The 12450-nt window shown below is 69.4% G+C and carries 13 protein-coding genes and 3 tRNA genes; 5 read left to right on the top strand and 11 right to left on the bottom strand.

Annotation, left to right across the window (positions count from 1 at the left end; all coding sequences use genetic code 11):
- Nucleotides 1-191: 191 nt before the first annotated feature.
- The 7 genes from GON06_RS00325 to hpt all read right to left on the bottom strand — a co-directional run bounded on the left by GON06_RS00325 (nt 192) and on the right by hpt (nt 5828).
- Nucleotides 192-656 (bottom strand): DUF3180 family protein, encoded by a 465-nt coding sequence (locus tag GON06_RS00325; RefSeq protein ID WP_332837016.1) that lies wholly within the window; start codon nt 654-656, stop codon nt 192-194.
- Nucleotides 653-1228, bottom strand: coding sequence for a 2-amino-4-hydroxy-6-hydroxymethyldihydropteridine diphosphokinase (folK, locus tag GON06_RS00320; RefSeq protein WP_157310174.1), 576 nt, complete (start codon nt 1226-1228; stop codon nt 653-655). Before folK ends, GON06_RS00325 begins: the two co-directional genes overlap by 4 nt.
- Nucleotides 1225-1590 (bottom strand): dihydroneopterin aldolase, encoded by a 366-nt coding sequence (gene folB / locus GON06_RS00315; RefSeq protein ID WP_157310266.1) that lies wholly within the window; start codon nt 1588-1590, stop codon nt 1225-1227. Before folB ends, folK begins: the two co-directional genes overlap by 4 nt.
- Before the next feature lie 63 nt (nt 1591-1653).
- On the bottom strand, nt 1654-2610 hold the full coding sequence (gene folP / locus GON06_RS00310) for a dihydropteroate synthase (RefSeq protein WP_157310171.1): 957 nt from the start codon (nt 2608-2610) through the stop codon (nt 1654-1656).
- Nucleotides 2607-3218: a GTP cyclohydrolase I gene (folE, locus tag GON06_RS00305; RefSeq protein ID WP_332837015.1), complete on the bottom strand. Its 612-nt coding sequence runs from the start codon at nt 3216-3218 to the stop codon at nt 2607-2609. The genes folP and folE overlap by 4 nt, the downstream gene beginning before the upstream one ends.
- A 1-nt stretch (nt 3219) precedes the next feature.
- Nucleotides 3220-5214 (bottom strand): ATP-dependent zinc metalloprotease FtsH, encoded by a 1995-nt coding sequence (ftsH, locus tag GON06_RS00300; RefSeq protein ID WP_157310168.1) that lies wholly within the window; start codon nt 5212-5214, stop codon nt 3220-3222.
- A gap of 62 nt (nt 5215-5276) precedes the next feature.
- Nucleotides 5277-5828: a hypoxanthine phosphoribosyltransferase gene (gene hpt, locus GON06_RS00295; RefSeq protein WP_157310166.1), complete on the bottom strand. Its 552-nt coding sequence runs from the start codon at nt 5826-5828 to the stop codon at nt 5277-5279.
- An 84-nt stretch (nt 5829-5912) separates the two neighbouring features.
- On the opposite strand from hpt, the gene GON06_RS00290 reads away from it, so the two are divergent.
- Entirely contained in the window at nt 5913-6500 is a 588-nt protein-coding gene (locus tag GON06_RS00290) for a DUF937 domain-containing protein (protein ID WP_157310164.1), read from the top strand.
- A 282-nt stretch (nt 6501-6782) separates the two neighbouring features.
- On the opposite strand, the gene tilS is transcribed toward GON06_RS00290, so the two are convergent.
- Entirely contained in the window at nt 6783-7763 is a 981-nt protein-coding gene (tilS, locus tag GON06_RS00285; RefSeq protein WP_332837014.1) for a tRNA lysidine(34) synthetase TilS, read from the bottom strand.
- Between the two features lie 97 nt (nt 7764-7860).
- Here tilS and ppa point away from each other — a divergent pair, with 97 nt between their 5' ends.
- Nucleotides 7861-8352, top strand: coding sequence for an inorganic diphosphatase (ppa, locus tag GON06_RS00280; protein WP_157310160.1), 492 nt, complete (start codon nt 7861-7863; stop codon nt 8350-8352).
- A gap of 73 nt (nt 8353-8425) precedes the next feature.
- Here the strand turns inward: ppa and GON06_RS00275 are convergent, their stop codons facing one another.
- Complete coding sequence (locus GON06_RS00275; RefSeq protein WP_332837013.1) at nt 8426-9799, bottom strand: M23 family metallopeptidase; 1374 nt, start codon at nt 9797-9799, stop codon at nt 8426-8428.
- Nucleotides 9800-10031: 232 nt separating this feature from the next.
- Here GON06_RS00275 and GON06_RS00270 point away from each other — a divergent pair.
- The 3 genes from GON06_RS00270 (at nt 10032) to GON06_RS00260 (ending at nt 10346) form a co-directional block, all read left to right on the top strand.
- Nucleotides 10032-10104 (top strand) — tRNA-Glu (locus GON06_RS00270).
- A 26-nt stretch (nt 10105-10130) separates the two neighbouring features.
- Nucleotides 10131-10204: transfer RNA gene (locus GON06_RS00265), tRNA-Asp, on the top strand.
- Nucleotides 10205-10273: 69 nt separating this feature from the next.
- Nucleotides 10274-10346: transfer RNA gene (locus GON06_RS00260), tRNA-Phe, on the top strand.
- 315 nt (nt 10347-10661) lie between these two features.
- On the opposite strand, the gene GON06_RS00255 is transcribed toward GON06_RS00260, so the two are convergent.
- Both GON06_RS00255 and GON06_RS00250 read right to left on the bottom strand, forming a co-directional pair.
- On the bottom strand, nt 10662-11795 hold the full coding sequence (locus GON06_RS00255; RefSeq protein WP_157310158.1) for a peptidoglycan DD-metalloendopeptidase family protein: 1134 nt from the start codon (nt 11793-11795) through the stop codon (nt 10662-10664).
- A gap of 108 nt (nt 11796-11903) precedes the next feature.
- Nucleotides 11904-12377: a hypothetical protein gene (locus GON06_RS00250; RefSeq protein ID WP_157310156.1), complete on the bottom strand. Its 474-nt coding sequence runs from the start codon at nt 12375-12377 to the stop codon at nt 11904-11906.
- Nucleotides 12378-12450 lie beyond the last annotated feature (73 nt).

Below are 12450 nucleotides of genomic sequence, written 5' to 3'. Positions count from 1 at the left end.
GAGCCGGCGGTGCGGCAGACGGTGCCGCTGCTGCCGGCGGAGCGGATGCCGGAGGCGGCCCTGGTACGGAGGGACCGCTCGGAGCCGGCGGCTGGACGTCCGGACGTTCCGCGGCAGCCGGCGGCTGCACCGGAGGTGCGGGCGGAGCCGGCGGACTCACGGGCGGGACGGACGCACCGGGCTCATTCTGGTCACTCGGCGGGGTCGTCTGGCTCTCGATCATCGGGGTCCTTCGGCAGTGTGCAGAACTGTTCGGCGAGGAGTGCCGCGGCGATCAGCACGATGGAACCGACCACGACGGCGACCGTCGCCACTGTAGACCCTACCGGCGGGGCGACCGGGCGGGACCAGAGGAACACTCCGAGCCCTGCGCCGAACCCGAGAAGGAGCGCACCGAGCAGGCTGGAGGCCCGGGCCAGAGTCGCCGCGCGCAGCGCCCGGAACGGATCGATGCGGGTGCCGCCGTGCACGCTGCGCCGCACGGGGAGGGCGAGCAGCACGACGACGACCGCGAGCACCACGAGCAGCACGGGCAGGAAGATCGACGGGGTGAATGTCGCCCGCCCCGAGACCGTGAGGAAGTGGTCGACGGCGAAGCCGACCGCGAAGCCGAGCAGGGCGAGCACCGCGAGCAGACCGGGTGAGGTGCGCTTCACCGCGCGCTCCCCTCGTTCTCCGCGTCATCGTCGGCGTGCAGTGCCGTGACGAGGTCGGAGACCCGCCCGCGGCCAGGCAGTACGGCATCCGGGTCGAGCGACAGCCAGGGCTCCAGCACGAACAGCCGCTCCGCGGCGCGCGGGTGCGGCACGTGCAGGTGCGGCTCGTCGCTCGCGAACGAGCCGTACGCGATCAGGTCGAGGTCGAGTGTGCGGTCGCCCCAGCGCTCGCGGCGCACCCGGCCCTCCTCCTCCTCGACGGCGTGCAGCATGCCGAGCAGCACCTCGGGGGCGAGGCGGGTGGTCACCAGTGCGACGGCGTTCAGGTAGCGCGGGGCATCCGGGTCGGGTCCGCCGAGATGAACGGCCACGGTCTCGATCGGCGCCGACATCCGCACCTCCTCGACCAGCGGCAGACGGCGCAGCCGCTCGGCCGCACGCTCCAAGGTCTCGCCGCGATCGCCGAGGTTGGAGCCGAGCGCGACGACGGCGACCTCCGCCTCACGGCCGGGCCGAGGGTCGGGGAAGCCGGACAGCTGCGTCAGGGTGCGGTCGGGGCGGGGATGCTTCATGCCTGCCCCCTCCCCCGGGTGACCGAGACGGAGACGTCGGCGAAGTTCAGCGGGATGGGCGCGTGCGGCTTGTGCACGGTGACCTGCACGACCTGCACCCGGTCGTCCTCGAGCACCGCGTCGGCGATACGCCCGGCGAGCGTCTCGATGAGGTTCACCGGCTCGCCGGCCACGATCGCCGCGACCTTCTCAGCCAGCTCGCCGTAGTGCACGGTGTCGGCGACGTCGTCGGATGCCGCGACACCCCTCAGCGGCAGGTGCAGGGTCAGGTCGATCGTGAACTCCTGCCCGTCCCTGCGCTCGTGCTCGAACACGCCGTGACGCCCGAACACGGTCAACCCGGTCAGCGCGATCTGATCCATGAAGTCCACGCCCCAAGCCTACGGCGGTCCGATGACAGACGCCCTTCGTCCCGCTTCGCTCGCTCAGCGCCCCGGGAACTCGCCGTCCCAGGCGCCGAGCACCGCGAGCGCGTCCCGCGTCGCCGCGACGTCATGCACCCGCACCGCCCATGCGCCGGCCCGCGCGGCGAGCACGCTGGTTACGGCCGTCGCCAGGTCGCGACGCTGTCGTTCCACTGCTCCGGTCTCACTGGATGCGGGTGGTGCGCCCGGCACACCCGCAACAGTTGAGACCGGAACGGAAGAAGCGCCCGCCGTACCCACAACAGTTGAGACCGGAACGGAAGATGCGCCCGCCGCACCCGCAACGGATGAGACCGGAGCGGAGGAGGCAGCGAGCGTCTCGGCGAGGAACCTCTTCCGCGAGGTGCCGATCAGCACCCGCGAGCCGAGCGCGACGATCTCGTCGAGCCCTCGGAGCACCTCCCAGTTCTGCTCACCGCTCTTCGCGAATCCGATGCCCGGGTCGACGATCACCCGGGACGGCGCGATGCCGGCGGCCGCGGCCGCGGCGATGCGCTCGCGCAGTTCCCCCGCCACCTCGCGCGCCGCTCGCACGTACTGAGCGCGCGCGTACATGTCGTCGGACGGTCCGCGCCAGTGCCCGATGGCGATGTCGGCGCCCGTGGGCGCCACCGCGGCCAGCATCCGCTCGTCGGCGAGACCGCCGGAGACGTCGTTCACGATCCGTGCGCCCGCCTGCACGGCGGCTACCGCTGTCTCGGAGTTCAGGGTGTCGATCGAGACCGGGATGCCGGAATCCGCCAGCGCCTCGACGATCGGCAGCACCCGCGCCTGCTCCTCGGCCACCGGCACACGCGCGGCGCCGGGGCGTGTCGACTCGCCGCCCACGTCGATCACGTTCGCGCCTTCGGCGCGCATCCGATGGGCGTGCGCCAGCGCCTTCTCGGGATCCATGTGGCGTCCGCCGTCGCTGAACGAGTCGGGCGTGATGTTGAGGATGCCCCAGATCCCGGTCATTCCGCACCCCACGTGGTCGGGCCCGGCCCCGCGCCGATCAGCGTGATCAGCTCGGTCCGCGCGACGGGGTCGGTGTACGCGCCGCGTGCGGCGATGGTCAGGGTGGATGCCTCGGGCTGGCGCCCGCCGCGCATCGTGACGCAGCCGTGCGTGGCATCCATCACCACCAGCACGCCGCGTGCGTCGAGGTGCTCGGCGATCGTGTCGGCGATCTGCTCGCCGAGCCGCTCCTGCACCTGCGGACGCGCGGCGAGGATCTCGACGACCTTCACCAGCGCACCGAGGCCGACGACCTGCTCCCCCGGGAGGTACGCGATGTGCGCGTGTCCGGCGAAGGGCAGCAGGTGGTGCTCGCACACCGATCGGAACCGGATGCCGCGCAGCAGCACCGCGCCCGACGGCAGCGTCTCGGGAGCAGGGCCCCTCGACACGCTGATGGTGTGCGCGAGCGGCGCGGCCGGGTCGTCGTGGACGCCGGAGAAGTACTCGGAGTACAGCTCCGCCATGCGCGCCGGGGTCTGCCTCAGTCCCGGCCGATCGGGGTCCTCGCCGATCGCCTCGAGCAGCTCACGGGTGAGCCGCTCGACGCGCCCCTTGTCGACGGTCACGTCAGGCCGTCGCGGGTCGGGTGTGTCCCGCCTGCGGCTTCTGCCGCGTCGTTCCGGCGGGAGCCGCGGCCTGTGCGGCGATGCCGACCTCAGACCGCTTGGGCACGTCGATCGGGGGCAACGCGGACACCGGACGCTCGTCGCTGGAGAGCCACAGCGGGCGCTCGGGCAGCTTGCGCACGTCGGTGAAGATCTCCGCGATCTGGTTGTGGTCGAGGGTCTCCTCCTCGAGCAGCGCCAGCGCGAGCCGGTCCAGGATGTCGCGGTTCTCGCTGATCACCTGATAGGCCTCGTTGTGCGCCTGCTCGATGAGCGCGCGCACCTCGACGTCGACGCGCTCGGCGACCGACTCGGAGTACTCGCGGCCGCGGCCCATGTCGCGGCCGGCGAAGGGCTCGCCGCCCTCGGAGCCGAGCTTGACCGGTCCGAGCTCTGTGGTCATGCCGTACTCGATGACCATCTTCCGGGCGATGCTGGTCGCCTTCTCGATGTCGTTCGAGGCGCCGGTGGTGGGGTCGTGGAACACGAGCTCCTCGGCGACGCGGCCGCCCATCGCGTAGGTCAGCTGGTCCTGCAGCTCGTTGCGGGTGACCGAGTACTTGTCCTCGAGCGGCAGCACCATCGTGTAGCCGAGAGCCTTGCCGCGGGGCAGGATCGTGATCTTGGTGACCGGGTCGGTGTGGTTCATCGCCGCCGCGGCGAGGGCATGGCCGCCCTCGTGGTATGCGGTGATGAGCTTCTCCTTGTCCTTCATCACGCGGGTGCGGCGCTGCGGGCCGGCGATCACGCGGTCGATCGCCTCGTCGAGGGCGCGGTTGTCGATCAGCTGTGCGTTCGAGCGTGCGGTCAGCAGCGCAGCCTCGTTCAGCACGTTGGCCAGGTCGGCGCCGGTGAACCCGGGGGTCTTGCGCGCGACGACCTCGAGGTCGACGCTCTTCGACAGCGGCTTGCCCTTGGCGTGCACCTCGAGGATGCGCTGGCGACCCTTGAGGTCGGGGGCGTCGACGCCGATCTGGCGGTCGAAGCGGCCGGGGCGCAGCAGCGCGGGGTCGAGGATGTCGGGTCGGTTGGTGGCCGCGATCACGATGACGTTCGCGTTCGGGTCGAAGCCGTCCATCTCGACGAGCATCTGGTTCAGGGTCTGCTCGCGCTCGTCGTTGCCGCCGCCGAGACCTGCGCCGCGGTGCCGGCCGACTGCGTCGATCTCGTCGATGAAGATGATCGCGGGGGCGTTCTCCTTGGCCTGGTTGAACAGGTCGCGCACACGGGAGGCACCGACACCGACGAACATCTCGACGAAGTCCGAACCGGAGATCGAGTAGAACGGGGCACCCGCCTCGCCGGCGACGGCACGGGCGAGCAGGGTCTTACCGGTTCCGGGAGGGCCGTACAGCAGCACGCCCTTCGGGATGCGGGCGCCGATGGCCTGGAACTTCGCGGGATCCTGCAGGAACTCCTTGATCTCCTGGAGCTCCTCGATGGCCTCATCCGCACCGGCGACGTCGGCGAAGGTGACCGTCGGGCTCTCCTTGTTGACGAGCTTCGCCTTGGACTTGCCGAACTGCATGACCTTGCTGCCGCCGCCCTGCATGGACGAGAGCAGCCACCAGAAAAGCAGGCCGAGGATGATCATCGGCAGGAAGATCGACAGGAAGCCGCTGAACCAGCTGGGCTGCGGCACGACGTCGTTGAAGCCGTCCTTGGGCTCTGCCGCGTTGACGGCCTCGACGATCTCGTCTGCACGGGCCTGCGTGTAGTAGAACTGGACGGCTTCGGAGTCCTTGAAGGGCTTGGAGAGCTCCATGTCCACGCGCTGGTCGCCATCGGTGGTGATCACCTTGGTCACGGTGGTGCCCTCGAGCAGCTTCAGGCCCTCTTGGGTGGTGATCGTCTGCGGTGCGCTGAGGTTCGAGATCAGCAGGAAGCCGCCGAACAGCAGCAGGCCGATCAGCGCCACGTAGATCAGCGGGTTCCGGGAGACCTTCTTGACATCCATGATCCGATCAGCGTACCGCTCGAACCTGTGGCATCCGCTGGGATTCGCCGTGGGCGGACAGCTCAGCTGTAGACGTGCGGGGCGAGCACGGCGACGTCGCGCAGATTGCGGTAGCGCTCGGCGTAGTCCAGCCCGTACCCGACGACGAACTCGGTCGGGATGTCGAAGCCGACGTACTTGCAGTCGATCTGCACCTTCGCCGCCTCGGGCTTGCGCAGCAGGGCGAGCACCTCGATCGACTCGGCGCCGCGGGATTCGAAGTTCTCCAGCAGCCAGCTCAGCGTCAGACCGGAGTCGATGATGTCCTCGACGATGAGCACGTGCTTGCCGTGCAGGTCGGTGTCGAGGTCCTTGCGGATCTGCACCACTCCGCTGGACTTGGTGCTGGCGCCATAGCTCGACACGGCCATGAAGTCGATCGGCGCGTGCATGGGCAGCGCGCGCGCGAAGTCCGCCATCACCACGAATGCACCCTTGAGCACGCCGACCAGCAGCAGGTCCTTGCCCGCGTAGTCCGCGGCGACCCGCGCCGCCAGCTCGTCGAGCTTCGCTCGGATCTGCTCCTCGGTGACGAGGATCTCTGAAAGGTCGTCCTGGATCTCAGCGGCGCGCATGGATCGATTTTAGGCGACGGATGCCGGGCATCCGCACTACTGTGAGCGGTGATGCGGGCACCCGTCCCGCAAGGGGAGCAGGATATGGACATCAACGACATCCTCAAGCAGGTGCCGATCGACGACATCGCGCAGAAGTTCGGCGTCAGCCCGGATGTGGCCGCGCAGGCCGTCAAGGAGGGCGGCGCAGCTCTGCTCGGCGGGCTCGCGAAGAACGCGGAGACCGATGAGGGCTCGGCCGCGATCGAGAGCGCACTGAGCCGGCACGAGGGCTTCTCCGGGGCATCCTCGGTCGACGACATCGACGCCGCCGACGGCGACAAGATCGTGAAGCACGTGTTCGGCGACAAGGAGACGGATGTCGCGCAGGCGCTGAACGCCTCCGAGAAGACCGCGGGCGGCATCGACTTCGGCAAGCTGCTGCCGGTGCTGGCGCCGATCGTCCTCGGCCTCATCGCGAACGCGAACAAGGGCAAGGCTGCGGGCGGTGGCGGCATCGGTGACGTCATCGGCGGCCTGCTCGGCGGAGGCGACCAGCAGCAGGGTGCCGGTGGCGGGGGTCTCGGCGACATCCTCGGCAACCTCGGCGGCCTGCTCGGCGGAGGCTCGCAGGGCGGCTCCGGCGGCGGCATCGGCGACATCCTGGGCGGCCTCTTCGGCGGCAAGAAGTAACGACGTCCTCAGCGGCGGTCGGAGCAGATGCTCCGGCCGCCGCTTCCGTTCTGCGAGCTCCGTCGGGCCCCGCGAGCACGGGCCCGCGAGCGCTCCGGTCGCAAACGAGCACAGTCCGGGCGCACAACACTGTGCCGGAATGCGACCGGAACAGCGAACGCCCGGCCCCGAGCGCCTCCAGTCGCAAACGAGCACAGTCCGGGCGCACAACACTGTGCCGGAATGCGACCGGAGCACGGGCTGCGGCTCGCGCGACTCGACTCAACGATTCGCGCTGCGCGGTCAGCGGGCGGTGAAGACGATGCGACCGCCGGCGCGGCGGGCGACGCAGCCGGGCAGATCGATCGGGCCCTGACCCGACCAGTCCGTGACCAGGCGCGCGACCTCGAGAGTTTGGATGCGGGTCAGGCTGACGCCGAACTCGCTGCCGACGACGAGCCGGATGATGCGGTTGCGCAGCGCTGCCGGATTCGCGGCGAGCGCCGCGACGCTGACCGAGATGCCCGCCTCGGCGTGCTCGACGATGTCCTCGATGGTCTCGTGGATCATCTCGTCGAACGCCTCGGCGTCCTCGCGGAGCTGCTCGGCGGTGCGGGCGAGCGCCTCCGCGATGCCGGGGCCGAGCTCGGTCTCGAGCACGGGCAGCACCCGCTCGCGCACGCGCACGCGGGTGAACCGAGGGTCGAGGTTGTGCGGGTCGTCCCAGAACTCCAGACCGGATGCCGCACACGCGGCGCGCGTGGTCTGACGCCGGACTCCGAGCAGCGGGCGCAGCCACACCGTGCCGTCCTCGTCCTCGCGACGGGGCGCCATGCCCTGCAGGCTCGCGGCACCGGAACCACGGGCCAGGCCCAGAAGCACGGTCTCGGCCTGATCGTCCAGGGTGTGGCCGACGAGCACCGAGGCGCTCTCGCGCGCGGCGGCCGCACGGAGCGCCGCGTGCCGGGCATCCCGTGCCGCGGCCTCCGGCCCTCCGGCGGACTCGACATCGACGCGGACGATCTGCGACCGGATCCCGAGGCTCTCCGCGGTGGAGGCGGCGCGCGCTGCGGCATCCGCCGATCCCTCCTGCAGGCCATGGTCGACGGTGACGCTGATCACTTCGATCCCGCGCGAGCGCGACTCGAACGCGGTCGCCGCAGCGAGCGCGAGGGAGTCGGCACCGCCGGAGAGGGCGACGATCACGGCGCCGCTGTCGGGCAGCGCCGCGCGCACGGCTCGGCGCACTTCGGCGACGGCGGGGTCGAGGGATCCTTCTGCCACATCCCCACGGTAGCGGCCCGGTCGCCCGGAGTAGGCTTGTCCGCGGCATCCCACCGTCTTCCGGCATCCGCAGGTGCCGTCATCACAAGGAGAGAACATGGGCGCACACGACGCCGTCATCGAGATCCCGCGCGGCAGCCGCGTGAAGTACGAGGTCGACCACGAGACCGGTCGGGTGCACCTCGACCGCGTGCTCTACACGACCTTCGGGTACCCGGCCGACTACGGCTACTTCGACGACACCCTCGGCGAGGACGGCGACCCGCTCGACGTGCTGGTCCTGCTCGACCACCCGATCTACCCGGGCGTCGTCGTGAACGTGCGCCCAGTGGCCGTGCTGAAGATGAGCGACGAGGCCGGTGGCGACGACAAGCTCGTCGCCGTGCTGTCGAAGGACCCGCGCTGGGCGCACATCCACGACGTGGACGATCTGCCGCAGCACACCAAGGACGAGATCTCGCACTTCTTCGAGCACTACAAGGACCTCGAGCCCAACAAGTGGGTCAAGGTCGACGAGTGGGGCAACGCCGCCGAGGCGGAGCGGATCCTGAACGAGGCGATCCAGCGCTTCGCCAACGAGGGGCACTGACCTCTCGCCAGACATACGGGAATCCCCCGGCCATCGGATGGCCGGGGGATTCTTCGTTCGTGCGGGACGGGCTTCAGACCGAGATGCCTTGTGCCGCCATGAACTGGATCGGGTTGATCGTGCGGCCGTTGCGGTAGACCTCGAAGTGCAGGTGGCAGCCGTTGGAAGAACCGGTGGTCCCCGCATAGGCGATGACCTGGCCTGCCCTGACCGACTGGCCGTTGCGCACCGCGAATCCGCCGGGACGGATGTGCCCGTAGCCGGTGCCGATGCCCCCGCCGTGATCGATCTTGATGTAGTTGCCGTAGCCGGAGTGCAGCGTGCCGTTCAGGCCGGCGTACACGACCCGACCGGAGTGCGCGGCGTAGATCGGCGCTCCGCAGCCGTTCGCGAGGTCGACGCCGTAGTGGTAGCTCGAGCAGCCGCTGCAGGGGCTGGGCCGCGGCCCGTAGCCGGAACTGCGGTGACCGCCGTGCGGGCGCACCCAGCCGCTGGAGTTCGGGGCACCGCCACCGCCGCCGCCGCCGCCACCGCCACCGCCGCCCTGGGCGGCCAGGCGGGCAGCCTCTTCACGACGGCGCCGCTCCTCCTCCGCCTTGCGGATGCGCTCGCCTTCCTGGTAGCCCGCGACGGTCTGCGCCGTGGTGTCCTGAAGGGCGGCCAGCTGGGCCTGCAGCGTGGTCAGGTTCGCCTGGCTCTCCGCGAGTGCAGCCTCCGCAGCATCCGCCGCCTGCTGCGCCGCGATCATCTTCTGCTCGGCGATCTTCTGCAGCCGGTCGCGCTCATCGCGCGCAACGCGAGCCTTGTCGCTGAGCGCCTGCGCGGAGTTGCGGCTGGCGACAGCCTTGTCGTACACCGACTGGTTGTACTCGAGGAGCTTGTCCATCGTGCCCAGGCGCGACAGGAGCCCGTCGGCGTTCGCCGCCGATCCGCTGAAGAAGAGCTCGAGGCTGGAGTCCTCGCCGCCGTTGCGGTACAGCTGCGTGGCGACCTGCCCTGCCTTGGTGGACGTCTCGTCGGCGAGCTTGGACTGCGCGTCCGCCTGCGACTGCAGGTCATCCGCCTGCTGCGCGGCGTCGAAGTACTTCTGCTGCGCCACGAAGAACTCTGTGCCCGCCTTCTCGGCGGCGGCCTTCGTCTCGGCGACCTTGGCGGTGAGGCTCTGGATCAGCCCCTGGATGCGGGTGACCTCACCCGCCTTCGCCGCCTCGTTGGCCTTGGCGGCCTGCACGTCATCCCAGCTCGGGTAGCTCGCCGCATAGGCCGCGGACGCACCGACACCGATGCCGAAGACGCCGAGCGCGGCGACGCTGAGCGCACCGATCGACAGCGCATTGCGCCGGGTCACACCGTGGGGGGCCCAGAGGCTGCGTCGCTCGTCGGGAGTCGGAGCGCATCCGCAGTCGGCGTCGGCTGACGCATCGGCTGGGTATCTCTCGTCGTTCACACGGCTCCTTTCGCCGGTTTCACAGCTGCAACACTAACAACATCCGTCACATCTGCAACAGGCTTGCACCGGCATCGCGCTCGCTGACAGGTGCCGTCGGGCACGGCTCGCCACCTCCCATGATGCGCCTGAACACGCCCGAGCGACAGAGGGCACGCCCTCGATTCGCGTTTTCGGAAGATCTTCGCTTATGCTTGAGCGTCGGCAAGGAACGCCCCCAAGGCAGACCTTCGGCCCCATCGTTTAGCGGCCTAGGACGCCGCCCTTTCACGGCGGTAGCACGGGTTCGAATCCCGTTGGGGTCACTCATCCGATACAATTTAAAAGTTATGGCCCTGTAGCGCAGTTGGTTAGCGTGCCGCCCTGTCACGGCGGAGGTCGCGGGTTCAAGTCCCGTCAGGGTCGCTCCTAGCGATGAGCCTTCTTTCGAGGAGGCTCTTCGTCTAAGACGCGGCAGATCATGATGTGCCGTGAGGCTCTGTAGCTCAGTTGGTAGAGCGTTCGACTGAAAATCGAAAGGTCACCGGATCGATGCCGGTCGGAGCCACAAGGACCGTCGTTACAACGGTCCCAGAAACCCTCGCGTAGCTTCTACATCGCGAGGGTTTTGCTTTGCCTGGTGAGGGGCGGTTTTTCTGGCGCTCCCCCTGGCTGAGTCAGCGCGTGCCGTTGAGATCCTGATCGTCGAGCACGCGAAACGAGACGAGACGAGACGGGCCTCCCGCGGAGCGTGTGCGGGGTGCTCGACCTGCGCAGATCCAGTGAGGTTGTTCTCGACCGCATCCGCCTGCGGTCGCACCTGTTGTTGAGCTCGTAGGTCCAGGCCTCAATCCTCGGAGGCGCAGGAGCCTTCATTCAGACGTCAGTACGCCTTGAGGTAATCCTTGTGCACCCAGCCGGTCTTGCCGGCATACGTCACCTTGCGCCAGGAACCGCTCGACGCCAGGATCCTGCCGACGCTCTTTCCCTTCGGGATCGTCAGCAGCGCCTTCTTGACCGTCGACGCCGTAGGCCGCAGGTTCACCGCGGCCGTGGTCTTGTACGTGGTCATGGCTGAGGAACTTCCGGCAGGGGCCGGAGCCGGCTTCGGCGCCGTCGTGGGCGGCTTCGGCGCCGTCGTGGGCGGCTTCGGAGCCGGAGCGGGGGTCGGCTCCGGCGCCGGGACAACGGGACGAGTCGGACTGAGCAGCCAGTTCGCTATCCATCCGCTGCGTGAGCCCGCCTTGACGGGCAGGAACGAGTTGGAGACTTGGCCCGGCACTGCCGTGACCATGGTGCCGGCGGCGAGATTCGCGACGACGGCCGTTGCGGTCGATGCCCCTGCGCGCAGGTTCACCACTCCGGTCGTGTAGTAGGTGCAGGTGCTGGGTGCCGTCTTGGCGGTGATCGCAGTGGCCTGCGTGGCCACGTCGACACTCCGACTCTTCAGCCAGGGGACCGGATCGAGCAGCTTGGTCCCGCCCGCCTGGTGCTCCCAGAGCTCCAGGTGAAGATGCGGGCCGGTGGAGTTTCCGCTCGTGCCCACCGAGCTGATCTGCTGCCCGGCCTTCACGACCTGGCCGACCTTCACGTGGGTCGTCGCCGACCAGATGTGCAGGTACTTCGTCGTGTACGTGACGTTGCCGACCGTGTGACGGATGTCGATGTGCCCGGTGACCGAGCTGGACCCCGACACGGTGGCGGTGACGACGCCTGCGCCGACGGCGTAGATCGGCGAACCGTTCCTCGTCGCGAGGTCGACGCCGCTGTGCGACGTGCTGGCGCCGGGCATCGGCATGCAGCGCGGGCCCTGCCAAGCCGAGACGGTGTAAGACTTCCCCGCGAGCGGCGTCACGAAGGCTGTCGCCGCAGGTACAGCGGTGGTCGCCGCGCCTCGGAGCGAGGAGACCGGCGCAGAGACGGGCACGGCCGCGACTGCGGCGGCCGGGAACAGCCCCGCGACCTCCAAGGCGATCGCGGTCGCCAGAGCCAGCGTATGGCGTGATCTGAGTTTCATGATTCTCCGGTCGAGCAGGCTGGTGTCACGAAGGCGTGCCGCGATCAAGACCTTAGTGGCGCAGCCGGGTTCATCACCAGGTCCTGCACGGAGGCTCGTCCTCCGGCATCAGACGCTCGCTGCGGGGCGGGCGAAGGATGCCTGCAGAGCCTCGATCACGGCCGTGCGTTCACGACGCGCCATCCAGCGATAGACCGGCGTCGCCAGGCGAGATGCCCCGTACACCTGCATCCGAGCGTGGTGACGCACCCGCGTGGATCGCGGGCCGATGGCCTCGAGCCGGTAGCCCGGCCACCCCTCGGTCTTGACCTTCCCGTTCGAGGTCGCATCCCACCAGTGGAAGACGACCGCGGTGGGCCGCAGGTACTCGGCGACATCGCCCGGGACGTCACCCACGGATGTCTCGTCGAGGTAGGTCGTCCCGAGGCCGACCGGCCCCGGCGAGGTCTGCCGTGTCCGGCGCAGCAGGCTCCCGCGCGACGGCATCCAGTCCCCGTACCCGTCGATGCCGGCAAGTCGGTCGAACACCTGCTCGATCGGCGCCTCGATCACCCGGACCAACTCGAACTCGATGACGCTCATGGGCTCATCGTCCTCCCGCTGCCTGCTCGGTGCAACGGCTCGCGTTCAGCGAGAGATCGCTACGGCGGCAGGA

Origin of the sequence: Microbacterium sp. MAH-37, from assembly GCF_009758255.1 — a bacterium.
In the GTDB taxonomy this organism is placed as follows: Bacteria; Actinomycetota; Actinomycetes; order Actinomycetales; family Microbacteriaceae; genus Microbacterium.
Note: the sequence above shows the minus strand (reverse complement) of the source record. Positions and strands in the feature narration are given on the sequence as shown.